We start from the raw sequence: 25163 nt of genomic DNA, 5'->3' as shown, positions 1-25163 counted from the left end.
GCAGCAATTCCCCCTATATTCATTCGTACGTTTCTCGACACTGCCGCCCTCACGCGAAGGTTATCGCGCCTATATGCGCATTCCTTAAAGTTCATGTCGCGTTCATCGCGCTTATGTGACAGTTACATGACACTTTTGCGACACCCGATTCACCTCCCCGGATCGGCCGTGTCGCCTGAAATACCGGAGTATGGGTTTGAGACATTCGGCGCCAAAAACAACGGCTTCCGAAAAGGCTGGTTTTGTCTTTTCGCCTTCGGGACTCAAGAGCCTTTCGAAGCTTGCGGGCACCGCTTCCACGCTTGTCCATCTGGCGATTGCATCGCTGGTGCTCGTCATTTTGCTCGAATGGATCGCTCGTGGTTCGTTGACGGATATCGGCGCATTCCTCACCTCGTCGGCCCGCCCCGGCATGACAACGGTTGCCGCCGTGCTTGCCCTCCTCGTTTTGCTGGATTCGCTGCTTGGCCGACGTTATCTGTCGCTTATCGTGGTCGCACCGCTTTGCGCCCTTGTGGGGCTGATCTCCGCGCAGAAGCAGACCTACCTTTCCGATCCGCTCTATCCATCAGACCTCTTGTTCGGACGGCAGATTGTCGAGCTTCTGCCGACCATGTTGAAGGCGCAGCCGCTGACAGCGCTGCTGGTGGGTCTCGGCCTTTGCGCCATGATCGCCGCTATTGCCGCTCTCTGGCTGCTGGCGCGCCGCCACTCGCCGGTGCTGAGGCTACGGGAGCGGGCCGTGGGCCTTGCACTGACACTTCCAGTGCTCGCTGGCCTCGCCTCGCTGATGGACTACTCGCACTATTCCTGGGCGCGCGACCGGCTCAACATCATCCCGATGATGTGGGACCAGCAGGAAAACTACCGCCATAACGGCTTCCTGATGGCCTTCGCCTTCAATATTCCGATGGCCAATGTCTCGGCGCCGGAGGGTTACGGCGAAAACAGCATCGCCGAACTCACCTCCGAACCGGCATCTTTTGCCGCCAACAAGGGTGATTACCCTGACGTCATCATGCTGATGAGCGAGTCTCTCTGGGATCCAACCCGGCTCGAAAACGTGCATCTCTCGACCGATCCCATGCCAACGATCCGCGCCAAACAGTCGGGCCATGTGTTTTCGCCGGAATTCGGCGGCATGACGGCCAATGTGGAATTCGAGGCGCTGACCGGTTTCTCCAACGCCTTCCTGCCCTATGGCAGCATTCCCTATCAGCAATACATCCGTCGTCCGGTACCCTCGCTCGCCAGCTTCTTCCGTGGCGAAGGTTATTCCGCCATTGCCATGCATCCGTTCCAGGAATGGTTCTGGAACCGCAAGCAGGTCTATAAAAACTTCGGCTTCGAGGAATTCCGCTCGGAAGAGACGCTGCCCGCGATGGAAAAACGCGGCAATTTTGCCTCCGACGACGCGCTGATGGACGAGATCATGAAGACCGCCGACAAGGCGCAGAACCCGCTCTTCCTCTTTGCTGTCACCCTGCAGGGACATGGCCCTTACGAGGCTGACCGTTATGCGGACAATACGATCGGCGTGACGGGCGATCTTTCCGCCTCCGCCTCGCAGGCGCTCGCCACCTATTCTCAAGGCGTGGCCGAAGCCGACGACGCGCTGCTGAAGCTGATGCGCTGGGCAAAGAAACGCGACCGTGAGACCATCATTGTGCTCTTCGGCGATCATCTGCCGCCGCTCGGCCAGACTTTCGTGGAAAGCGGCTACATGCCGGGCATGGTGGCCAGTCGCCGCGCGCCGCTGGAGGTGATGAAGAAAGAACACGAAACGCCGCTGGTCGTCTGGTCCTCGAAGAAGGGCGTGCGCAAGACTATCGGCACCATCAGCCCCGCGCTTCTGCCCTACCACGTGTTGAAGACCGCAGGCTTTTCCGATCCTTTTTACACCGGCACGCTGGGCGAGGTGCAAAAGGCGTTTTCCGTCATCGACCGCCACATGCTGGTGACGACCGACGGTAACGCCCTGCCCGACTGGTCGATTGCGCCCAACGCGGTGCCTGAGGTGGTGCGCGATTATCGCCTGCTGCAATTCGACATGATGTTCGGCCAGCAATTTGGCCGGCAGCGCTTCTTCCCGGGTTTCAACTGGTTGCATGAAGTGACGCCAGCTGTCTGACCGTCTCGGCGGGGACGCCTTAGCCGCATGGTGGTGGAAATCGTTTGAATTCCGCCCCCATGCGGGTTTATCTCGAAAGGCAGAGGCCCCCCTTGAACCGGAGACACACCGTGTCAGACATCTCCGACTATATCACGTCGCATTTCAAACGCTCATCCCGTGATATCGGTGAGGTCGAGCGGCGTATCCTCGAACTCTCACACCAGAAAAAGCTGATTTCGAGCGACACCAACGCGGAATTTTCCGCCGGCGCCAGTTTCGGCGACAGGCTGGCCGACAATATCGCCAAGGTAGGCGGCTCCTGGGGATTTATCCTTGGCTTCTGCTTTTTCCTGATCTTCTGGGCGCTGATCAACACAATCATACTGACGACGCGCGCGTTCGATCCCTACCCGTTCATCTTTCTCAACCTGCTTCTGTCCATGCTTGCCGCCATTCAGGCACCGATCATCATGATGTCGCAAAACCGGCAGGCAGCCCGCGACCGCTTCGAGGCCGCAAAGGACTATGAGGTGAACCTGAAGGCCGAGCTCGAGGTCCTTTCCCTGCACGAGAAGATCGATGTGAAAGTGCTGGCCGAACTTGCGGCGCTTCGCCAGGAGATCGCAACACTTCACCGCCACGTCAGCAAAAAAGACGACTGACGCGAAAATTTCTTGCCCGCTTTTCCCCACCCGGTTCACCGCTGTTATCTTCTCAACAGTCCTGCCGGGTGGTCGCCAGACGTGGCGTAAACCGAGGGACGGTTCTGATGGGGACGGTGGCGCGTTCGTGACGACAGGACCATTTCGCAAGGCGCAGTGCACGGCCCTTGCGAGATACGGCATGGTGAAAGGCCCGGCTGCGCAACGCATCCTGTCCACACCAACTCAACCGAAGCGCAGCCGGGCAATCGCCCGATGCTCTCTAGCAATCACCCGCCCGGCAGCGCTGGGCGGGATGAAGCTGTTGGGGTTTTGGAACTGGAAAGTGGACCGAAATGCATGAGGCTTCAACCCCCTCTGCCCGGCAGCGCAGAGGGGGTAAGCCACACGCGCCATACGACAGATGCGAACGGACACCCCGCTGAAAATCCACACCCAGTTACGAATCCGTCAGATTCTTGCGCTACAGATTGACGCAGTCGTTTGTTGCATTGCACTCTGGCGGGCAAGGTAAACGGGGGAATCACTCCCCATCGTCGACAGGGCATCACGACCAATTCGCGACCACGCCTTGCCGGATGCGACATCCGGTAATCCTAATGCAGTCTATTCCGGGGTTTTTCATGCACCAGTTCGATCTCATTGTTGTCGGCAGCGGTCCGGCAGGCAGACGGGCCGCCATTCAGGCCGCCAAGCTCGAAAAGAGGGTTCTGGTCATCGAAAAAGGCAGCCGCGTCGGCGGCGTCTCGGTGCATACCGGCACTATTCCCTCCAAGACCCTGCGTGAAACCGCGCTCAATCTGACAGGCTGGCGCGAGCGCGGATTTTACGGCCGCGCCTACCGCGTCAAGCAGGAGATCGATGCGGAAGACTTGCGCCGCCGCCTGCTCATCACGCTGGATCACGAGGTGGAGGTCCTGGAGCACCAGTTTGCCCGTAACCGCGTGCAGCACATTCGCGGCACGGCAAGCTTCGTTGATGCCAACACCATGAAGGTGGTAAAAAACGATGGTGAGGTTCTGGAGGTCACCGGCACCTCCATTCTGCTGACCATCGGCACCCGGCCCTACCGCCCGCCGCATATCCCCTTTGATGGCATAGCAGTGCTCGATTCGGACGAGATCCTCGAAATCAAGGAATTGCCGCGCTCAATGATCGTGGTTGGCGCCGGCGTCATCGGTATCGAATATGCCACCATCTTCAGCGCCCTCGATACGCAGGTAACGGTGGTGGAACCGCGTGAAACCATGCTGGAATTCATCGACAAGGAAATCGTCGAGGATTTCGCCTATCAACTGCGCGACCGCAACATGAAGCTGATCTTCGGCCAGAAGGCGGAGAAGGTGGAACGCGACGAAAGCGGCAAATGTCTTGTCTCGCTCGGCAATGGCCGCGTTCTGAAAGCCGAAACCGTGCTCTTCGCCGCCGGCCGTGTCGGCGCCACCGATACGCTCAACCTTTCGGCCTGCGGGCTGGAGGCCGACAGCCGCGGCCGTCTGAAGGTCAACCCCGAAACCTTCCAGACCTCTGTACCCAACATCTATGCCGCCGGCGATATAATCGGTTTCCCGAGCCTCGCCTCCACTTCCATGGAACAGGGCCGCATCGCCGCCCGCCATGCCGTCGGCGCACCCGCCGGCGAACCGCCGCAGTTCTTTCCCTATGGCATCTATGCCGTGCCTGAGATCTCCACCTGCGGTCTAACGGAAGAAGAAGTGATCGAACGCGGCATTCCCTACGAATGCGGCATCGCCCATTTCCGCGAAACCTCGCGTGGCCACATCATGGGTCTCGACAGCGGCCTGTTGAAGATGATCTTTTCGCTGAAAACCCGCCGCCTGCTCGGCGTCCACATCGTCGGAGAAGGCGCCACCGAACTGGTGCATATCGGCCAGGCGGTGCTGAACCTCAAAGGCACGGTGGAGTATTTCGTCGAGAATACGTTCAACTATCCCACACTTGCGGAAGCTTACAAGATCGCCGGGCTGGATGCCTGGAACCGCATGGGTGAGATCAAGAAGGATTGAGGTTGCACGGAGGGCGGCGGTTGAGACGGCGACGTCTTTTCGTCGGCCTTTTGAGAAGCATGGCCCCCACCTCGACATCCCGGCCTTGCGCCGGGATCCAGCGCGCTCAAGTCTTTGATCGCAAAAGAGTCTTCACGGCGCAGACGCCCCTTGGCTGGATACCGGATCAAGTCCGGCATGACGGAGGAGACGCGCTTGTCTTAATCTCGCGGTACCTGCAAACGCGTGCCACAGCCCGCCCGAACCCTCACCACCGAATACTATACCGCGCACTCACCCCCGGCCGGAAATGATCCGCATAACCCTGATCGAGCGTGCCCCGCAGCGTCAGGTGATCACCCAGCTTCTGCTCGACCGCCACGCCACTGCTGAATTCGTTGAAGCTGTTGCGGCTTGCCCCTGTCAGCACGAAGGCGGTGCCGGTTTCCGCGCGGGACAGGCGCAGAGATTGCGACACATCCAGCCCGTTCCATTGCTGCACGGTTCCGTCATACCGCATGGTGACATTGCGGTTCGCCTCTATATCCAGTTCCGGCGTGACGATGCGCTTCTGCTGCGACGTCACGGAAATGCTGCTCGAACCCGTCAGCGCATTGAAGATGACTCCAACATCACGGGCAAGCGAAACGCCGGGTAACTGTTCGGCCAGCAACGTGACATTACCCCACAGCCGCACCGGCGTATCCACCAGCTGCCCGCCCCTGGACGCGCTCATCCCCATTTCCAGCCCCGCCCGGATCGGCGTATCGACCGGCAGCTTGGCACCTATGCGCGCCGTGTAGGACAGATCGGAATTCTTGACCGGCTTCCAGATCAACCCGCCTTCCTCGGCATGGGCAGCGGGCACCATGGCAGCGGAAAGAACAACAAAAAGGGCAAAACCCGTTCGGAGCGACATGATTGTCCCCTGGCAAATTAAGGGCGCACCGGGAGAACCCGGAAAGCACGGTAAAAGCGTAAGGCCAATGAGCTGGCAGCGATGAGGCCGCAGAGCGGCGCATAATGCCCGAACGACCGCTTGATACGGCCGAGGCAAATCATGCTTCGCAGGGTGCCAGATGAACGGGAGATGAACAAGAGCAGATGCAGCAAAAAATCGTGCTGCACTGCATTGTGATCGATGACCTTGGCGGCCTGTGTCTGCACTGCCGCTTGACGAATCGGCTGTTCGAATTTGATAGTGTTAGCGCGTGGCCTGCGCCTAACCTCCACGACCTTCCCCAGCAGGGTCTTTTAAGGAGGCAAAGGGACTTCTGTCTCAGGCAACTCTCCTCGGTCCGATCGTTTCGGGCAGGTTGCTGGGGAACTGCGTCCGAGACCTGAAAGGCCTGGCAATGACGCAAAATGGCAATCTGAAACGCCGCGTAAGAGCACGCGCCGCCAAAACCGGCGAATCCTATACCGCTGCTCTTCGGCATATTCGCGCAACACCGGATATTTCCTCTAGTCACGCGATACGGCTAGCGGTCGCCCAGACATCCCTGTGCAACGACCCGCGCGACGTATCGGCCCTGAAGACCTGCGGAAATGAGATACGCAATCTTATGAGCGAGGCTCATAAAGCTGGTGCTCGCATCATACATTTTGGCGAAGGAGCGACGTGCTGGCCACATAAACGGATCATGTCAGAGACTGGTCCACGAGAAATCGGTCCATCCGACTGGACGCGCTTTGAATGGGAAACCTTGCATGAAGAATTGGAAACGATCCGAAAACTGGCGCGCAAGCTGAGGCTTTGGACGATTGTCGGGTCGGTCCATCAGCTTACGCCACCTCATAGGCCTTACAACAGCCTCTATGTCATCTCCGAGCGCGGCAAGCTTGTAACCCGTTACGACGAGCGCCTCCTGTCGAACACCAAAATCTCGTTCATGTATTCCCCAGGAAGTGTACCGGTGACGTTTGAAATTGATGGCCTCCGTTTCGGTTGCGCGCTTGGCATGGAAGCGCACTACCCGGAGATATTCATGGAATACGAGAGGCTGAACGTCGACTGCGTGTTATTCTCCACCGCAGGCGATGGCCCGTCCAACGCCCCGGCATTTGCCGCCGAGATATTGGGGCATGCCGTAAGCAACACCTATTGGGTCAGCTATTCCACTCTGGCGGCTCACAGCGCAGTTGCTCCCTCGGGAATCGCTGCACCGGATGGCCGATGGGCAGCGCAATGCCCGATGAATGGTTTACCGGCTATCGCCATAGCAGACATTACCATCGATCGTGAAAATCCCGCGCGACCATGGCGGCGAAAAGCCCGGGGCGATCTTTATGCGCCTCATCAGGTGAATAATGATCCCAGAAGCGAGAGCCGGGAGCGATTTTAACAGTCGATGTCGGCCAGCGGCGCTGTTTGGCTCCGCTGTCCACCGCGCAAAGCGGACCCGACGGCATTGCCCAAACAAAAAGGCCGCAGCTTTCGCCACGGCCTTTCCATTCAATCAGCTTGCGCTGAAGAAGATTATTCGGCGTCGCCTTCAGCGGCCTTCTTCTTGGCCGGAGCCTTCTTCTTCGGAGCGGCTTCTTCGCCTTCAGCGGCGTCGTCAGCCTTGGCGGCAGCCTTTTTCTTGGCAGGCGCCTTCTTCTTGGTTTCCGTGGCTTCTTCGCCGTCGTCAGCCAGCAGCTCTTCCTTGGAAACGGTCTTGTCCGTTACCGAGATTTCGGTGAGCAGCTTGTCGATGACCTTTTCTTCGAAGATCGGAGCACGCAGCGAAGCGGAAGCGCCGGGGGTGTTGCGGAAGAAATCGAGGATTTCCTTCTGCTGGCCCGGGAACTGCTGCAGCTGCTGGAACAGCGCGCGCTGCATTTCTTCTTCGGTCACTTCGACACCGGCCTTTTCGCCGATTTCGGAGAGAACGAGGCCAAGACGAACGCGACGCTCGGCAAGCTTGCGATATTCTTCGCGGGCTTCTTCTTCCGTGGTGTCTTCGTCAGCAAAGGTCTTGCCGGACTGGGCAAGATCGGTGTTGATCTGGCGCCAGATGTTGTCGAACTCGGCATCAACCAGACCAGCCGGCGTGTCGAACTTGTACATTTCGTCGAGCTGGTCGAGGATCTGACGCTTGACCTTCTGGCGGGTCACGTTGCCGTACTGGCTTTCGATCTGGCCCTTAACGATTTCCTTCAGCTTTTCAGCCGATTCGAGACCGAGCTTTTCGGCCAGCTCGTCGTTGATTTCAACCGGAGCAGCGGCAGCAACGTCCTTGACGGTGATGTCGAAGTTGGCTTCCTTGCCGGCGAGGTTCGCAGCCGGGTAATCGGCCGGGAACGTCACGGTGATGGTCTTTTCCTCACCGGCCTTGACGCCAACCAGCTGGTCTTCGAAGCCGGGGATGAAGCGGCCGGAACCGAGAACCAGTTCGGCATCTTCAGCCGCGCCGCCGTCAAAGGCTTCGCCGTCAACCTTGCCGAGATAGTTCATGGTGACGCGGTCGCCTTCAGCGGCCTTGCCCTTCTTGGTCTCGTAAGTACGAGCGCTTTCAGCGATCTTCAGGATCTGCTCATTGATCTCGTCTTCGGTCACTTCCACGACTTCGCGGGTAACCTTGATGCCGTCATTGGCCTTCAGTTCGATAGCCGGAATGATTTCGTAGGCAACGGTGAATTCGAAATCGGATTCGGCCGACAGGATCTTTTCGGCTTCCTGCTCGTCTTCGGTCATGGAGATCGACGGCTGTGTCGCAGACTTCTCACCGCGGCTGGAAAGGATTTCGGTCGGCTTTTCACGAACCAGCTCGTTGACGAGGTCGGCCATGATGGACTTGCCGTACATCTTCTTCAGGTGGCCAACCGGCACCTTGCCGGGACGGAAACCGTTGATGCGAACCTTGTCCTTGGCGTCGACGAGGCGCTCGTCCAGGCGGGCCTTCATGTCGGCGGCCGGAATAACGACCTTCAGTTCGCGCTTCAGCCCTTCAGCGAGCGTTTCGATAACCTGCATTTTCTCAAACCTTCACATCATGGCGGCGGTGCTCAGACAGCCGTTGGTTTACTTTCGAGCACTGCACTGGAACATGGTTCCCGGCCGTGGCTTTCTTAAAATCGTTACACAAGCAGCTGCCGGACACCGTTCTGCCCGCACCTGAAAAGCTAGAGGGACACCCTCAAAGCCCGCGCATCTTCTAAAGATGCACTCTGGCGCAAGCGTGGCACAGCCATGCCTTGCTTGTGGTGCGGGTAGAGAGACTCGAACTCCCACGCCGAAGCGTTGGTACCTAAAACCAATGCGTCTACCAATTCCGCCATACCCGCACGTTGGGCGGCGGTATGTCACAATGTTCAGGAAGGGTCAAGCACGCCGTTCTCCTGCTTTTATTTCCTCCGGGTTTTTCTTGATGCGCCGGGCGAAGATGGCAATGCCGTGCCGCTTCCGATGAACGCCTGCGGCAACGAAAAGCACCGAGGCGACGCCAGGGCGGCGGGCGATTCCATCCGGAAACGACGCATAGAAGATTTGGACGCCGCTGCACCTCGGGTGCCCGGCCGAGACAGGACACAATACGGGCCGGAGGGCTGACATTATATATGGCGTCTGCGTGGGGTAATTTTCTGCAGCGCCGCTCCCGACGCAGACGCCTCTTGCGCCGCCAAGTGAGCCCCGCCTGAATCTGCAAGGCGCGATTACCTAACCGCCACCAAACGCCCATAAAATGGTCACAAATGATGCATGAATCGCCGCGATCCGGCCAACATCGCGGCTTGCCCTGCATTCCGCGCATAGGTGGCATCTTGCTTTGTCTATTTTTGTTTCGATTAAACCGATTATATTCATGGTCATACAGAGATCAGTTCAGCCCCGGACCATAATCCTCCCAAGACTGGCCGTTGAGACTGAACCGCACGAAGAGGAAGATGAAAATGAACATTGCACGCTCGCTTACCAACTGGCGCAAATACCGTCAGACCGTTACCGAACTTGGCCGCATGAGCGACCGCGAACTGAATGACCTCGGCATCGGCCGTCAGGACATCCGCCGCGTCGCCAAGTCTGCCGTCGGCTTCTAATAATGACGCCTCCGCCGCTTATGCGGCGGATGGCAGATAGACGACCCAAAAGGCCTGAGGCTCCCGCCTCCGGCCTTTTTTCGTTTGGGCCACAGGAAAATGTAGCGCCCGCCGAAGCTTGGGTGACATTGCAAAACTGCATCGGTGCCCAGGCCATCGATCCGGCATCGGGCGACCGCCTCAACCGGCCCTTGATGCGGCAACGCCTTCCTATAACTGCACAACCCCTCATACGCGCCCGAAATGCAGGCATCTCCGCTCATATTTTGTTCAGATGCCATCTCAAGCCGCAAATTTAGCCGACATAGTGCACAAATGCATGGCAGTCGCTTAAATTCTGCACTGCACAACATAGCTTCATGTCTATATATAAACCTCAACAGCCGAGAGCACAGAGAAACCGCTGAGCCGGCCGACGAAATCGACAGAGATAGATTGAGGAAACGACCATGAACCCCATCCGCATCGCAAAGAACTGGATCTCCTACCGCCGCACGATCAACGAACTCGGCAGCCTGTCCAACCAGGCGCTCAGCGACATCGGCCTGACACGTTACGACATCCGTAACGTTGCTTCCCGTTCGTTCCGCTAAGGCGTAAACGATCGTCCCGCTGCCCGACCTCCAGGGCGCGACGATTGAGCGACAGGTAAAAGAAAGCGGCGCCTCTGGCGCCGTTTTTGATTCTGGGGTTTGGGCTGGAGTTCGGCCTTCAACATCGCCCAGCGTTGAGAATCACGAGGTAGGCCGCGGCATCGCCTCATGCGTCTTCTCCCCGCCGGGGAGAAGGTGGCCCGAAGGGTCATGAGGGGCAAGCAACCCGCAAACCACTACCCTCGCCCGCTCATCACGCTGCCGCGGACTTCTCCCCGGCGGGGAGAAGAAACAAGCGGCGCCAGCTCGCTCCCATAAACGAGCGCTTCGGGCTTCGGCCTCATCGTAAAGCTCAACTGCCGCGGCCACTGACTACCGAACCAAAAACATTTGGCGGCTCCGGCCATGCATGCTAGTGCATCGGCAACATGCAGCGTCCTTCGGGACCCGTGCTGAACACTCACTCGAATGACAGCCGCCGCACGGGAGCCTCTGCCCCGCGGTCGCCTATGGACATCGACATGCAGGACAAGACCCTTTCTCCCATTCACGTCGTCGGCGGAGGACTGGCCGGCTCGGAAGCCGCATGGCAGATTGCCGAAAGCGGTGTCCCCGTTATTCTGCATGAAATGCGCGGCGTGCGCGGCACGGACGCACATAAGGGCGATACGCTGGCGGAACTGGTCTGTTCCAATTCCTTCCGCTCCGACGATGCGACGGCGAATGCGGTCGGTGTCATTCATGCGGAAATGCGGCTTGCCGGCTCGCTGATCATGGCCTGCGCCGATAGACACCAGGTGCCGGCCGGCGGCGCGCTTGCCGTCGACCGCGACGGGTTTTCCGAAGCCGTGACGAAAAAGCTGGAAGGTCACCCGCTGGTGACGATCATTCGCGAGGAGGTGAACGGCCTGCCGCCGAAGGAATGGGGCAACACCATCATTGCGACCGGTCCCCTCACCTCGCCGGATCTTGCCGCCGCCATCCAGGCCGAGACGGGTGAGGATGCGCTCGCCTTCTTCGACGCCATCGCCCCTATCGTGCATCGCGACAGCATCAACATGGATATCTGCTGGTACCAGTCGCGTTACGACAAGGTCGGTCCCGGTGGCACGGGCAAGGATTATATCAACTGCCCGCTGGATGAGCAGCAATACAATGCCTTCATCGACGCGCTGATTGCGGGTGATACCGTCGGTTTCAAGGAATGGGAAGGCACGCCCTATTTTGATGGCTGCCTGCCGATCGAGATCATGGCCGAGCGGGGTCGTGAGACATTGCGCCACGGGCCGATGAAACCGATGGGCCTGACCAACGCCCATAATCCCACCGTCAAGGCCTATGCCGTGGTGCAGCTGCGTCAGGATAATGCGCTTGGCACGCTCTACAACATGGTGGGTTTTCAGACGAAGCTGAAATACGGCGTTCAGGCGGATGTGTTCCGCATGATCCCGGGTCTTGAAAACGCGGAATTTGCACGCCTCGGCGGCCTGCATCGCAACACCTACATCGATTCCCCCATCCTGCTCGACCGCTCGCTGAGGCTGAAATCCCGCCCGGACCTGCGTTTCGCCGGCCAGATCACCGGCTGCGAGGGTTATGTCGAAAGCGCCTCTGTGGGGCTGCTTGCCGGCCGCTTCGCCGCCGCCGAACAGAAGGGCGAGGCGCCGAGCCTTCCGCCTTCGACCACCGCCCTCGGTTCGCTGCTCAACCACATCACCGGCGGCCACCTCTCCTCCGATGATGAGCCGGGCAAACGCTCCTTCCAGCCGATGAACATCAATTTCGGCCTGTTCCCGGAACTCGCGCCGGGCTCAATCGTCAAACCCGAGGGCGTCAAGCGCTTCCGCGGCAAGGACAAGACGATCATGAAACGCCAGCTGATTGCGGCGCGGGCCTTGAAGGACTGCGCGGCGTGGCTCGGCGTGGAACACATCGCAATGGAAGTCGCAACAGAACAAGAGAGCGACGCAACGCCATAGGCCTTCCTCTTGTCTATCAGCCAGAATAAAAGGGCGTGTGTCCGCACACGCCCTTTTTCCATTCCGGGTCACCGGATTTTGCCTTGCCCGGCCAGCCGCGCTCGGGCAAAACCTTTCTACTTTGATATTAAAAGACTGAGGAGATCGAATATGGACGTTCGCGCCGCCGTTGCCATTCAGGCAGGAAAACCGCTCGAGGTCATGACCGTTCAGCTTGAAGGTCCCCGCGCCGGTGAAGTGCTGATCGAAGTCAAGGCCACCGGCATCTGCCACACAGACGATTTCACCCTGTCTGGCGCGGACCCGGAAGGCCTCTTCCCGGCAATCCTCGGCCATGAAGGTGCGGGCATCGTCGTTGATGTCGGACCCGGCGTCACCTCGGTCAAGAAGGGCGACCATGTCATTCCGCTCTACACGCCGGAATGCCGCGAATGCTACTCCTGCACCTCGCGCAAGACCAATCTGTGCACCTCCATCCGCGCCACGCAGGGCCAGGGCGTGATGCCTGACGGCACCTCGCGCTTCTCGATCGGCAAGGACAAGATTCACCACTATATGGGCTGCTCGACCTTCTCCAACTACACCGTCCTGCCGGAAATTGCGCTCGCCAAGATCAACCCGGACGCGCCTTTCGACAAGGTCTGCTACATCGGCTGCGGCGTGACGACCGGTATCGGCGCCGTCATCAACACCGCAAAGGTCGAGATCGGCTCCACGGCGATCGTCTTTGGTCTCGGCGGCATCGGCCTCAACGTGCTGCAAGGCCTGCGCCTTGCCGGTGCGGACATGATCATCGGCGTCGATATCAACCCTGACCGCAAGGCCTGGGGCGAAAAGTTCGGCATGACCCACTTCGTCAATCCGAAGGAAGTCGGCGACGATATCGTGCCTTATCTCGTCAACATGACGAAGCGGAACGGCGACCTGATCGGCGGCGCCGATTACACCTTCGACTGCACTGGCAATACCAAGGTCATGCGCCAGGCGCTGGAAGCCTCGCATCGCGGCTGGGGCAAGTCGGTCATCATCGGCGTGGCCGGTGCGGGCCAGGAGATCTCGACACGTCCGTTCCAGCTGGTCACGGGCCGCAACTGGATGGGCACCGCCTTTGGCGGCGCGCGCGGCCGCACGGATGTGCCGAAGATCGTCGACTGGTACATGGAAGGCAAGATCCAGATCGACCCGATGATTACTCACACCATGCCGCTCGAAGACATCAACAAGGGCTTCGACCTGATGCACAAGGGTGAAAGCATTCGCGGCGTCGTCGTCTATTGATAGCAGCAGGCGGGCGCGCGGTTTGTAACGGCGCGCCCTCCCTTCATGCACCAGCCGTTCATGCACCAGCCGTTCATGCAAACGTGATTGCCTGCAGCTACTGCGATTAACCGGGCAGTAAATCTATCGTCGTAAGCCGATGCTACGCGGTAGAGTTGAAAATCTCTCCTGCGCCCACAAAGGACGCCAGACCAGCGGAGAGCGACCCTGAACATCGTACCGATCGACAACGGAAACCGGGTCAGTGCCGTCGCCCTGTTGGCGAAAGGTTTCCCGGCAAAAACCGAAGCCTTCTGGTGCCGCGGCCTGTCGCTCATCAGTGACCATCACGGTCGACGCGGCCTTGGCCCGATCGGCCAGTTGCTGATGAAAGGCGATGACGCCGTGGGCGTGCTTCTGACGCTCAAAAGCCGCCTGACCGATACCGGCAAAATCGTCGTCAACTTCTCCAGCTGGTATGTGGAGCCATCGTGCCGCTGGTTTGCGCCGCGCATGCTGCAAATGGCCGCCTCCAACGCGGACGACATCTTCACCGATCTCACCCCTTCCGCCGACGCCCACAGGCTCAACGAGCGACTGGGATTTGCGACGGTAAGCGACTGCACGCTTTTTTATCCGCTGCCGATTGCAGCGCTTCGCCCGGCAAGTGCAAGGTTGCGCCCGCCTGCCGACATCGGGCCGGAAGCCCTCCCCGCCGAAACACGGGACATGCTGGATGACCATGCCGGTCTAGGCTGCATCGTCGCCGTGATGGAAGCGGAAAACCGCCACTACCCTCTCGTCTTCCTGAAAACAACAACCAAAGGCCTGCCCTCCGCGCGCCTTATCCATTGCGAGGACCGCAAAGTTGCGCAACGGCATCTTCCTGCCATCGCGCGCCATCTCCTTCGCCATGGCCGGCTGGCGCTGACGATGGCGGGCCTCTCAGGCGAAAAAACTGCCGGGCTTTCCGCCTCCAGATCCGCGCCGATACAAGTAAAAGGCGCATGGAACCCACGGTTTATTAACGAAACATACTCAGAATTGGTGTTATTGCCACCTTAAGTAACTCATCGAACCCGTTACCGTGATGCGCTGTTCTGGCCCTTCATCGCAAAAGCCAATCGGCCGCGGCAACGAAAGACCAACGTCGGAGAAGAAGCGTGCAGACAGCAAAAAAGAACGACATAGATGTTGCTGATACCATCTATTCCTACCTCTGCGACCGCTTCCCCGCTCACGCGCCTTTTTCATCGGACACGGAACTGCTCGACGGCGGCGTCATCGATTCGCTCGGCTTCCTCGAACTGATGGTCTTCCTCGGCGAAGGCTTCGGCATCATTCTGAATGACGAGCATTTCACGCCTGAGAATCTCGCCACGCCGGGCGATCTCGTCGCCTTCGTCCTCAGGGAACGGAGGAGATGACATCCCCTTTCCTGCTGCACCACCTTCTTGACGCGCGCGCAGCAAGCGAAGATCAGGCTGTCGTCCACAAGGACCGATCGCTGACCTACCGCGAATTTGCCGCAGTGGCGGCGCGCTGTGCTTCTGCATTGCAGCACGCCGGCCTGCAACGCGGCGACCGGGTCGTCATCTTTCTGCCCCGCGGCATCGAGGAATGCTGGTCGATCTTCGGCATCAGCATGGCCTGTGGCGTCTTCGTGCCCGTCAACGCGCTTTTGAAGGCGCAGCAGGTCCGCCACATCATCAGGGATTGCGGCGCAAAGATCGTTATCAGTAACGCCTCGATGATGAACGAGCTGACGGCGGCGCTCACCGAGTTACCCGATGTCACGGTCCTTCCCGCGGAAGAGATTGCCGCCGGCACCGCCGCGCCTGCCCGGCCGTCTGCGGCCATCGGCGAAGACCTTGCCGCCATTCTTTATACCTCCGGCTCCACCGGCTCGCCGAAGGGCGTGATGCTGTCGCACCGCAATCTTCTCGCCGGTACCCGCATCGTGCGCACCTATCTCGACATCACCGGCCGCGACCGTATCCTGTCCCTCCTGCCCTTCAGCTTCGATTACGGTCTGAACCAGTTGCTGACCGCGGTGGAACAGGGGGCGACCACGATCATTTCCAGCTTCCGGCTGGGCGATGAAATCGTCCGCGATCTGCGCGACCATGCCATCACCGGACTTGCCGGCGTGCCCACCATCTGGGCGATCCTGACGAGGGCGGCTGCGTCGCTCGCAAAGACGCCTCTGCCGCATCTGCGCTACATCACCAATTCCGGCGGACGCGTGCCGCAGGAAACCGTCAAGGCGCTGCGCGAAAAACTGCCGGACACGAAAATCTACCTGATGTATGGGCTGACAGAAGCCTTCCGCTCTACTTTCCTGCCGCCTGACGAAATCGACCGGCGCCCGACTTCAATCGGCAAGGCGATCCCCGAATGTGAAATCTTCATCGTCACCGACAAGGGCCAGAGGGCAAAACCGGGCGAACCCGGCATTCTCGTTCATCGCGGACCGACCGTTTCGCTCGGTTACTGGAACCGGCCGGAAGACACGGCGAAGGTGTTGCGGCCTCATCCCTTCCTGGCCGCAGAGCTCGGCGGCGAGACCGTGTGTTATTCCGGCGATCTCGCGGTGGAGGACGAGGACGGCTTCTTCAGCTTCGTTGCCCGGGATGACGCAATGATCAAATCGTCAGGTTATCGCATCAGCCCGACCGAAGTCGAAGAGAGCCTGATGTCGACGGGGCTGTTCCAGCAGGTTGCCGTCATCGGCCTGCCCGATCCCTTTGCCGGCGAAAGGGTGCATGCCGTGGCGACCGCCGCCACCCAGACTGTGGACATCCTGGCGGCACTGAAAAAAGCCGCCGAGGTCCTTGCCCCCTTCATGATTCCCCGCGCCATAGAACTCGTCGAGCGGCTGCCGGTCACAGCCAATGGCAAGGTCGATTATCGCGCGCTGGTGCGCGAACGGACGGATAATGGCACCAACGGATAAAAGCCAGAGCCACGGCCCAGCTTTCGCGGCCGCGCAATTCGGTATCAGCGGCAACGATCTCATGATCGGCGGACAGGCGGTAAGGGAGATTGCCGCCAGGACCGGCACACCGTGCTTCCTTTATGACGCCAGCGCCATGCGTCGCGCCTATCGCGATCTTAAAGAAGCCCTCGGCGGCTTTGCCGACATTTATTATTCGGTGAAGGCCAACCCCCTGCCTGCCATCATCTCGCTGTTCCGGCAGGAAGGCGCGGGTGCGGAAATCGCCTCCGTCGGAGAATACCGCGCCGCGATCAGGGCCGGTGTCGCACCTGCAAAAATTATCTTCGCCGGTCCCGGCAAAGGCACGGGAGAGCTACGCGACGTGATCGAGGGCGGCATCGGTGAAATCCACATCGAGAGCGCCGAAGAGATCGCCCGGATCGAAGCGATCGGAAAGCCCGTCAAGGCTTCGATCCGCATCAACCCGGTGCCGGATGCCCAGGCCGGCGCCATGCGCATGGGCGGCAAGGCCACCGCCTTTGGTTTCGACGAGGAAGAGCTCGAAAATGTGCTGCAGCTCTTCAGCCACACCCAACATATCGACCTCGTCGGCGTGCATATTTACGGCGGCACGCAGATCCTCGATGCCGACATGCTTGTCTCCCAATGGAGACACGCCATCCTGCTGGCGGCGCGCATGGCCGGCATCCTGGGCAAACCGCTCGAAACCATCGATCTCGGCGGGGGCCTCGGCATCCCCTATTTCGCCGGCGAAACGCCGCTCGACCTCGCGGCTGTCGGCGCTGCCATCCCCGACCTCAGGGCGCTCCTTCAATCGTATCCGCTGATTGCAGATGCCCATATCATCGTCGAACCCGGACGCTTCCTCGCAGGCCCGGCCGGCCTCTATGTGACGGAAGTGAACTCGGTAAAGACATCGCGGGGCACGACTTTCGCGGTCACAAATGGCGGGATGCACCACCACCTCGCCGCGTCGGGCAATCTCGGCCAGATCGTCAAGCGCAACTACCCGATCGTCGCACCGGCCATGATGCAGGCGGCGTATGAGGAGACGGTAACCATCGTCGGCCCGCTCTGCACGCCACTCGATACACTGGCCCGAAACGCCGCCCTGCCGGAGCTGAAGGCCGGCGACCTCATCGCCATCCTGCAATCCGGCGCCTACGGCGCCAGCGCCAGCCCCACCGGCTTCCTCAGCCATCCGGCTGCAACCGAGGTGCTGGTGGAGGATGGAGCGTTTGAGGTGATTGGGTCCTGCGGTTGAACACCATCCGGTCCGCACGGCGTTCGTCCACATGACTTACTCTACTACAAACCGGAAATTATTAAAATCGACGTCGTGACTATAAAAAACAGGCCTGCGACTATCAGGCATGTGGCGACGAATAAATTCGATCTGATATTTCTCATATTTTTCTTGATTTTATATACGCTTGAAGATTCAGGGCATTTCAGGAACTGCGCGGTCTGGATAATGCAAAGCGGATGCTCAGAAACTTGTGATGACAGACATGGAATTTAAGAATCCTTAACCACATATTCTCTGAGATTACCTTATGTAACGTTTGCGTTCTCCAAGTCCTCCAAATGGAGTACGTAACGAATGACTAGAAATTCAAAAAACAATTGATGTTGTCTTTTATTATTGGTGGTTGATTTGTCCGCTTTTTGGGAAAGCGATCATCTCGGAAAATGTCTTTCGGAAGCGGGCCTCGGTCACCGGACGTGGCAATCCGCACTTGACAACCTGTGCGGCCGGGCGGGCGCAACGGGGTAGTCTTTCTGCCCCTTAAGGGGACACTGCGTCGCTGCCTGCGTTATAGTTTACAGCTTGGTGGGGCGTCCTCTGCGTGCCGCCGGAATAGCGCGTTCACGCTTGATGTTCGGTTCGACGAGTATGCGGAGGCAGTTCGTATTTGCGGCCCCAGTGACGCAGCGTAATCCTCGGCAACAAAAGCAGACGCGTGACTGGTTCCATCTCGTCTAGGCGAAGCTTCGCCGTCGCCTTGTCCGCAGTGCGGTCACGGTGCATAATGGTTCCTCGTTGTGAGCGGGGAGGCCCTGTCCGGCCTCCTTTTTCATGGATGATCTGGTCTTTATACAAAGAGCGATAACGCAATTTTTGGCGCATTGCAACGCCAATTTTGGCGTAATCGGATTGGAGTGACTTTGGACGCTGAATCGATCGCTGATCGCGTCTTGCTTGTGCGCAATGAACTCGGGCTTTCGCAGAAAGCTATGGCTGAAAAGCTCGGTATCTCCTACCGGTCTTGGCAGGGCCTTGAGGGTGGGAGGAATGTGCCGAGCGGCGAAACGCTTCTTCAGTTTAAAGAAATAGGGATTAATCCAGGTTGGGTCCTCACAGGCCTTGGACCGAAACTCGTAAACGATTTCCCTAGAGCCGAGAACACCGAAACGGCCGTGATCAATCCTTCAATTTATAAAGCGATCAAAAAGGTGTTGCTGGAGACCAACAGCGCGTTCGGCATCCGTCTCTCTGATGAGGCTCGAGACGATGAGGCGGCGCGCTGGTATAATCAGCTGGTGGCGATGGCGACAGGGAATACTGATGAGGGAAAGCTGCGTTCTTTGATGCCCGCGCTGCAGTATGATATCAATGAGGCGGTGAAGTCCGCGGCCGCCGAACCAGGCTCCGGGAAACGCTCGGCTTCATGATTATAGGAGGGCTAATTCTAACGCTCGGCCACTGGATACGTTTTAAAGTTGTTTTTCTGCAATACACTTATGCTTGCAAAATATAATCGTGGTCCGGTTGAAATTTGTATTCTCAATTCAGTATATTAAACAATAAATTGTATTTAAATCAAATCTCCCAAGAAATTTCTGCAACCGACCGACGGAGCGGCAGATGAGATGGGAATTTTTTTGCATGAATGAGAGATTACCTTCGCGGTCACTCCCGCAGCAGCCGGTTCCCGACCGCGAATTTGGATTTCAGCAAGCACTCGTCATATTCCGCCTCGCCGACAGAATCGAAGACGATGCCGCCGCCGACGTTGAAGGTGGCGCGCCCGTCATCGAAAAGCGTCATCGTCCGGATCGCCACGGAGAACCGCATCTCACCGCTCGGCGATATCACGCCGATGGCGCCGCAATAGGCGTCGCGTGGGGTGGCTTCCAGGTCCCGCAGAATTTTCATGGCCCACATTTTGGGCGCGCCCGTTACCGAGCCGCAGGGAAACAAGGCGGCGAAGATATCTTCCACCGTCACATCAGGCAGAAGTTTCGCCCTGACGTGGCTGACCATCTGGTGCACGGTCGGATAGGACTCGATATCGAACAGCCGCGGCACGTGAAGGCTGCCGACCTCGGTGATGCGGGAAATATCGTTGCGCAGCAGATCGACAATCATGCGGTTTTCGGCGAGCGTCTTTTCATCCGCAAGCATCGCCGCGATGATCGCCCGGTCCTCTTCCACATCCGCCCCGCGTGGCGTCGTTCCCTTCATGGGATGGGTTTCGATGAACCCCTGCCCGTCAACCGAGAAAAACAGTTCCGGCGAGCGCGACAGGATGACCGGGCCGCCAAGATCGACCAGCGCGCCGTATTTCACCGGCTGCCGTTCGATCAGCGACCAGAAGGCGGTCAGCGGATCGCCGCTCCAGCGGGCATGAACGGGCATGGTGAGATTGCCCTGATAGCAGTCGCCGCGGCGCAGATGGTCGTGCAACTGCTCGAAACGCTGCTGATATTCGGGAAGCGTCCATGCCGGTACCGGATCGGTGAGAAACGCGTCCGCGTCCGGAACCTCGTCAGGCCGCGCAAAGCGGCCTTCATCCGGCTGCGGGCGGGAGAAGACGCCGAAATTCAGGAACGGCACATTGCGGGGTTCGGTCGCAAAGGGCGCAAGCTTTGGCTCAAACAGGAAACCGGCCTCGTAGGACATATAGCCAGCTAAATATTTTCCGGCACGGCGCAGTTCTTCCATGCGCTTCAGCGCGGCAAAAAATGCCTCTGGCTCATCTGCGACGATGATTTCCTCCGGCTCAGTGAAGGCTGTCACCGTGCCGGTCGTGTCATCCCGGAAAAGAACGTAAGGCGCGTGTGCCAAGGAAAGTGTCCGAAACAGGAGAAAGGGCGGGAAGGGTCAAACCGGGTCTATATCGCCGCGCGCCCACATTTCGATGGTTTCCGCATAAAAATCGGCGAAACGGCCTTCCTCGATCGACTTGCGGATACCCTGCATCAGCTCCTGATAATAGGCAAGATTGTGCCAGGATAGCAGCATGCCGCCCAGCGCCTCGTTGGCGCGCACGAGGTGGTGCAGATAGGCGCGGGAATAGTCGCGCGAGGCAGGGCAGTTGGATTGTTCGTCCAGCGGGCGCATATCTTCGGCATGGCGGGCATTGCGGATATTGACCTTGCCGCGGCGGGTAAAGGCCAGCCCGTGGCGGCCGGAGCGGGTCGGCATCACGCAGTCGAACATGTCGATGCCGCGCGCCACCGATTTCAGGATATCGTCAGGCGTGCCGACGCCCATCAGGTAACGCGGCTTTTCAGTTGGCAGCACCGGCAGGGTGATATCGAGCATGCCCAGCATCACATCCTGCGGCTCGCCCACGGCAAGACCGCCAACGGCGTACCCTTTGAGATCAAGCTCTTTCAACCCTTCGGCGGAACGAATGCGCAGGTCCGGTTGGTCGCCGCCCTGCACGATGCCGAACATGGCCTTGCCAGGCTGCTCGCCAAAGGCGACGCGGCAGCGTTCGGCCCAGCGCAGCGACATCTCCATGGCGCGCTCGATTTCCTTGCGCTCAGCCGGCAGCGCGATGCACTCATCAAGCTGCATCTGGATGTCGGAATCCAGCATGCCCTGAATTTCGATGGAGCGTTCCGGCGACATGTGATGCAGCGAACCATCCACATGGCTCTTGAAGGTCACGCCCTTCTCATCCAGCTTGCGCAGGCCGGACAGTGACATGACCTGAAAACCGCCGCTATCGGTGAGGATCGGGTGCGGCCAGCGGATCAGTTCATGCAGGCCGCCAAGGCGGGCGACACGCTCCGGACCGGGCCGCAGCATCAGGTGATAGGTATTGCCGAGAATGATATCGGCCCCCAGCTCGCGCACCTGATCGAGATACATGGCCTTGACGGTGCCGACCGTGCCAACCGGCATGAAGGCGGGCGTGCGGATGACGCCGCGCGGCATGGCGACTTCGCCAAGGCGCGCGCCGCCACTCGTGGCTTTCAGGGTGAAAGTGAATTTGTCGTGCATCAGTTTTTCCGGAACAACAGGCTGGAATCGCCATAGGAATAGAAGCGGTATCCGGTTTCGATCGCGTGCTTATAAGCGTCACGCATCGTTTCGAGACCGCAGAAAGCCGAAACGAGCATGAACAGCGTCGATTTCGGCAGGTGGAAATTGGTCATGAGCATATCGACCGCGCGGAAGCGATAACCGGGCGTGATGAAGATGCCGGTCGCGTCGGACCACGGCTGGATGGTGCCATCTTCGGCAGCAGCACTTTCGATCAGGCGCAGCGACGTCGTGCCCACACAGACAATGCGCCCGCCCCGCGCCTTCACCGCATTCAGCCGGTCAGCGGTTTCCTGCGAGACGTGGCCGATTTCGAAATGCATCTTGTGATCGTCGGTATCGTCAGCCTTGACCGGCAGGAAGGTGCCTGCCCCAACGTGAAGCGTCACGAAATGCCGCTCGATACCGGCCTTGTCGAGCGCGGCAAACAGCTCCGGCGTGAAATGCAGGCCGGCAGTCGGCGCGGCAACGGCGCCCTTCTCGCGGGCGTAGATGGTCTGGTAGTCGGTCTGGTCCCTGACATCTTCCGGCCGCTTGGCCGCGATATAGGGCGGCAGGGGAATATGGCCGACGGAGGCAATCGCCTCGTCCAGAACGGGGCCGGACACGTCGAACAGCAGCGTTATTTCACCATCCTCACCCTTTTCCTCGACGGTGGCTTCGAGATGGGCAAGGCCGCAGGCCCCGCTGGAGGAATTAACAACGTCGCGCCCGTAACCGAAACGGATGCGGTCACCCTCCTTGATGCGCTTGCCGGGACGGGCGAAAGCCTTCCAGCGGGACTGATCGGTACGCATGTGCAGCGTGGCGGAAACCGCCGTCTCCGGCGCACCTTCGCGCAGGCGCACGCCTTCCAGTTGGGCGGGAATGACGCGGGTATCGTTGAAGACAAGCGCATCGCCGGGCCGCAGAAAGGACGGCAGGTCGAAGACGCGATGGTCCTCCATGCGGTCTTGATTCGGATCGACCACCAGAAGGCGCGCGCTATCGCGCGGGTTCGCCGGGCGAAGGGCGATATTCTCCTCGGGCAGGTCGAAATCGAACAGGTCTACACGCATTGCAAGGGCTCTCGAAAATATCAAAACCCGCCTCGCAGCAAACTGCCGGCGGGTCGTTGTTGGTGAAGGGGCTCCCTCACCTCGACGTCATCCTCGGGCTTGACCCGAGGATCTAACCACGTTGCCGTCGGGGATCGTTAGATCCTCGGGACAAGCCCGAGGATGACGGCGGAGAGGTTTTGACACATCTCAACATTCGAACCGCCCCGCAGTCGCCTGCGGAGCGGTGTGATGCAATATTCCTTAAGCCGCCGAAGCGAGCTTCATCGAAACGATCGAATCGGGATCCTTCACAGGCTCGCCGCGCTTGACCTTGTCGATGGCTTCCATGCCTTCGATGACCTGGCCCCAGACGGTGTACTGCTTGTTGAGCCACGGGGAATCCGTGAAGCAGATGAAGAACTGCGAGTTAGCGGAGTTCGGGTTCTGCGAACGGGCCATGGAGCAGGTGCCGCGCACATGCGGAATGGCGGAAAATTCAGCCTTCAGGTCTTCCTTTTCAGAACCGCCCATGCCGGCGCGGGCCGGGTTGAAGCTTTCCGAACCCTTCTTGCCGAACTTCACGTCGCCAGTCTGGGCCATGAAGTCTTCGATGACGCGGTGGAAAACGACGCCATCATAAGCGCCTTCCGAGACGAGTTCCTTGATGCGGGCAACGTGGCCAGGCGCAACTTCCGGAAGCAGCTGGATCACGACCTTGCCGGTCGTCGTTTCCATAATGATGGTGTTTTCCGGATCCTTGATCTCGGCCATGGTCATTCTCCTCTGTTCGGGCTCTATTGCCCTACCTTACTTCTTGCCGACGGTGACCTTGATCATCCGGTCGGGGTTGGAAACTTCGCCGTTGCCGCCGGCGCCGCGCTTGATCTTGTCCACGGCTTCCATGCCGGACACGACCTTGCCGACCACGGTGTACTGGCCGTTCAGGAACGGGCCGTCGGCAAACATGATGAAGAACTGCGAATTGGCGGAATTCGGATCGCTGGAACGGGCCATGCCGACAGTTCCGCGCGTGAAGGGCTTCTTGGAGAATTCTGCCGGAATATCAGGCATGTCGGAACCGCCGGTTCCGGCGCGCTGGGCGTTGAAACCCTTCTCCATGTTACCGTACTGGACGTCGCCGGTCTGCGCCATGAAACCGTCGATAACGCGGTGGAAAGCCACGTTGTCATAAGCGCCCTTCTTGGCCAGCGCCTCGATCTGCGCCACGTGCTTGGGCGCAACATCGGGCGCAAGCTCGATGACAACAGGGCCGTCCTTCAGCTGGATGGTCAGAAGTTCGGCGGCCGAAGCGATGGTGCTGGCGGCAAGCGCACCGGCAAACAGGGCGCCGGCAAAGGCAAATCGAACGAGTTTCATCGGATTGGCTCCAAATGTAAGGCTGAAGTCAGCGCTTCAGCTTGGCGTTAAGGGCTTCAAGCACGGCTTTCGGCACGAAGGCTTCGACATTGCCGCCCATGGCGGCGATCTGCCGGACCAATGTGGCTGTAATGGGTCGCGACGAGGTGCCTGCCGGCAGGAACACGGTCTGAATATCGGGCGCCATCTGGCGGTTCATGCCGGCCATCTGCATCTCATAGTCGAGATCGGTGCCGTCGCGCAGGCCGCGCAGCAGCAGCTGCGCCCCGTGCTGGCGGGCCGCATCGACAACCAGATTATCGAAGGAGACGACGTCCATGCGTGCCGCCTCAACGGGCAACTGCTCGGCAAGCGCCTGCTTTATCAGCGCCGCCCGCTCCACGAAGGTAAACATCGGCGCTTTGCCCGGATGGATGCCGACGGCAACGATGACTTTCGACGCAACGTTCAGCGCCTGGATAAGCACATCCAGATGTCCGTTGGTCATCGGATCGAATGATCCTGGATAAAAGGCAATCGTCATATCGCTCTCAGATGGTGGGCGCGTTTCGATGCTGGGTATCATGTGCCCGCCTTTTGTCATGGAGATCAACGCGGCGCAAGACTTTATCCTCTTCCCACCCCTCCGCTGCGGCCCGGTGAACCCCCGATGAATGCGGCGTTCAGGGCGGTTTCAGAGCTATTTTGTTTAAATGCACAGCATCGGGAAACCGAAACGCCTTTCACCCGTTAAGCATTCGGAGAACTAAAAATGCTGGCCTTTATGATCGTCCTTTCGATCATCGCATCATTCGCTGCCGAGTATGTTTTTCTCGAATGAGAGTCCCAGCCAGTTTCCTGAACGCCAGATGAACGAGCCATTCAAGGAAGTTTC

The 25163-nt window shown here is 59.2% G+C and carries 21 protein-coding genes and 1 tRNA gene; 13 read left to right on the top strand and 9 right to left on the bottom strand.

The window, feature by feature from the left end; translation table 11 throughout:
- The first annotated feature begins 190 nt into the window (after nt 1-190).
- The 3 genes from AT6N2_RS02535 (at nt 191) to sthA (ending at nt 4802) form a co-directional block, all read left to right on the top strand.
- On the top strand, nt 191-2131 hold the full coding sequence (locus tag AT6N2_RS02535) for an LTA synthase family protein (protein WP_209088231.1): 1941 nt from the start codon (nt 191-193) through the stop codon (nt 2129-2131).
- Nucleotides 2132-2241: 110 nt separating this feature from the next.
- Nucleotides 2242-2775: a DUF1003 domain-containing protein gene (locus AT6N2_RS02530; protein ID WP_209088229.1), complete on the top strand. Its 534-nt coding sequence runs from the start codon at nt 2242-2244 to the stop codon at nt 2773-2775.
- A 623-nt stretch (nt 2776-3398) separates the two neighbouring features.
- Complete coding sequence (gene sthA / locus AT6N2_RS02525) at nt 3399-4802, top strand: Si-specific NAD(P)(+) transhydrogenase (RefSeq protein WP_209088227.1); 1404 nt, start codon at nt 3399-3401, stop codon at nt 4800-4802.
- A 247-nt stretch (nt 4803-5049) separates the two neighbouring features.
- Here sthA and AT6N2_RS02520 read toward each other — a convergent pair whose 3' ends face one another.
- Nucleotides 5050-5700 carry a hypothetical protein gene (locus AT6N2_RS02520; protein ID WP_209088224.1) on the bottom strand — a complete coding sequence of 217 codons (651 nt, stop codon included), beginning with the start codon at nt 5698-5700 and terminating at the stop codon, nt 5050-5052.
- Nucleotides 5701-6136: 436 nt separating this feature from the next.
- Between AT6N2_RS02520 and AT6N2_RS02515 the strand changes: the two genes are divergently transcribed.
- Nucleotides 6137-7126: a carbon-nitrogen hydrolase family protein gene (locus AT6N2_RS02515; RefSeq protein WP_209088222.1), complete on the top strand. Its 990-nt coding sequence runs from the start codon at nt 6137-6139 to the stop codon at nt 7124-7126.
- Between the two features lie 134 nt (nt 7127-7260).
- On the opposite strand, the gene tig is transcribed toward AT6N2_RS02515, so the two are convergent.
- Nucleotides 7261-8739 carry a trigger factor gene (gene tig / locus AT6N2_RS02510; RefSeq protein ID WP_209088219.1) on the bottom strand — a complete coding sequence of 493 codons (1479 nt, stop codon included), beginning with the start codon at nt 8737-8739 and terminating at the stop codon, nt 7261-7263.
- Between the two features lie 228 nt (nt 8740-8967).
- Nucleotides 8968-9050: transfer RNA gene (locus AT6N2_RS02505), tRNA-Leu, on the bottom strand.
- Nucleotides 9051-9656: 606 nt separating this feature from the next.
- Here AT6N2_RS02505 and AT6N2_RS02500 point away from each other — a divergent pair.
- The 9 genes from AT6N2_RS02500 to AT6N2_RS02460 all read left to right on the top strand — a co-directional run bounded on the left by AT6N2_RS02500 (nt 9657) and on the right by AT6N2_RS02460 (nt 19267).
- The gene (locus AT6N2_RS02500; RefSeq protein ID WP_144574109.1) at nt 9657-9803 is read left to right on the top strand and encodes a DUF1127 domain-containing protein; all 147 of its coding nucleotides are present in this window, start codon (nt 9657-9659) and stop codon (nt 9801-9803) included.
- 449 nt (nt 9804-10252) lie between these two features.
- Nucleotides 10253-10396, top strand: a complete 144-nt coding sequence (locus AT6N2_RS02495) for a DUF1127 domain-containing protein (RefSeq protein ID WP_003515516.1) — start codon at nt 10253-10255, stop codon at nt 10394-10396.
- 509 nt (nt 10397-10905) lie between these two features.
- On the top strand, nt 10906-12375 hold the full coding sequence (gene trmFO, locus AT6N2_RS02490) for a methylenetetrahydrofolate--tRNA-(uracil(54)-C(5))-methyltransferase (FADH(2)-oxidizing) TrmFO (RefSeq protein WP_209088217.1): 1470 nt from the start codon (nt 10906-10908) through the stop codon (nt 12373-12375).
- A 150-nt stretch (nt 12376-12525) separates the two neighbouring features.
- A complete protein-coding gene (locus AT6N2_RS02485) occupies nt 12526-13653 on the top strand; it encodes an S-(hydroxymethyl)glutathione dehydrogenase/class III alcohol dehydrogenase (RefSeq protein WP_003495724.1) in 1128 nt (375 codons plus the stop codon).
- Between the two features lie 306 nt (nt 13654-13959).
- A complete protein-coding gene (locus tag AT6N2_RS02480; protein WP_209089589.1) occupies nt 13960-14697 on the top strand; it encodes a hypothetical protein in 738 nt (245 codons plus the stop codon).
- A 98-nt stretch (nt 14698-14795) separates the two neighbouring features.
- A complete protein-coding gene (locus tag AT6N2_RS02475; RefSeq protein ID WP_063948876.1) occupies nt 14796-15059 on the top strand; it encodes an acyl carrier protein in 264 nt (87 codons plus the stop codon).
- Entirely contained in the window at nt 15056-16588 is a 1533-nt protein-coding gene (locus tag AT6N2_RS02470; RefSeq protein WP_209088215.1) for an AMP-binding protein, read from the top strand. Before AT6N2_RS02475 ends, AT6N2_RS02470 begins: the two co-directional genes overlap by 4 nt.
- A complete protein-coding gene (locus tag AT6N2_RS02465) occupies nt 16572-17855 on the top strand; it encodes a type III PLP-dependent enzyme (RefSeq protein WP_209088213.1) in 1284 nt (427 codons plus the stop codon). Before AT6N2_RS02470 ends, AT6N2_RS02465 begins: the two co-directional genes overlap by 17 nt.
- 905 nt (nt 17856-18760) lie before the next feature.
- Complete coding sequence (locus AT6N2_RS02460) at nt 18761-19267, top strand: helix-turn-helix domain-containing protein (RefSeq protein ID WP_063948873.1); 507 nt, start codon at nt 18761-18763, stop codon at nt 19265-19267.
- A gap of 238 nt (nt 19268-19505) precedes the next feature.
- Here the strand turns inward: AT6N2_RS02460 and AT6N2_RS02455 are convergent, their stop codons facing one another.
- From AT6N2_RS02455 to coaD, 6 genes are all read right to left on the bottom strand, one after another.
- Nucleotides 19506-20663, bottom strand: a complete 1158-nt coding sequence (locus AT6N2_RS02455; protein ID WP_209088210.1) for an aminodeoxychorismate synthase component I — start codon at nt 20661-20663, stop codon at nt 19506-19508.
- A 36-nt stretch (nt 20664-20699) separates the two neighbouring features.
- Nucleotides 20700-21830 (bottom strand): tRNA guanosine(34) transglycosylase Tgt, encoded by a 1131-nt coding sequence (tgt, locus tag AT6N2_RS02450; protein WP_209088207.1) that lies wholly within the window; start codon nt 21828-21830, stop codon nt 20700-20702.
- Nucleotides 21830-22930 (bottom strand): tRNA preQ1(34) S-adenosylmethionine ribosyltransferase-isomerase QueA, encoded by a 1101-nt coding sequence (gene queA, locus AT6N2_RS02445; protein ID WP_209088204.1) that lies wholly within the window; start codon nt 22928-22930, stop codon nt 21830-21832. Before queA ends, tgt begins: the two co-directional genes overlap by 1 nt.
- Nucleotides 22931-23173: 243 nt before the next feature.
- Nucleotides 23174-23683: a peptidylprolyl isomerase gene (locus AT6N2_RS02440; protein ID WP_063948869.1), complete on the bottom strand. Its 510-nt coding sequence runs from the start codon at nt 23681-23683 to the stop codon at nt 23174-23176.
- 36 nt (nt 23684-23719) lie between these two features.
- Nucleotides 23720-24289: a peptidylprolyl isomerase gene (locus tag AT6N2_RS02435; protein WP_209088201.1), complete on the bottom strand. Its 570-nt coding sequence runs from the start codon at nt 24287-24289 to the stop codon at nt 23720-23722.
- A 28-nt stretch (nt 24290-24317) separates the two neighbouring features.
- Nucleotides 24318-24812: a pantetheine-phosphate adenylyltransferase gene (gene coaD, locus AT6N2_RS02430; RefSeq protein WP_209088198.1), complete on the bottom strand. Its 495-nt coding sequence runs from the start codon at nt 24810-24812 to the stop codon at nt 24318-24320.
- Nucleotides 24813-25163: the final 351 nt, after the last annotated feature.

The organism is Agrobacterium tumefaciens (genome assembly GCF_017726655.1).
Taxonomy (GTDB): Bacteria; Pseudomonadota; Alphaproteobacteria; order Rhizobiales; family Rhizobiaceae; genus Agrobacterium; species Agrobacterium tumefaciens_B.
This window is presented reverse-complemented; position numbering and strand designations above follow the sequence as displayed.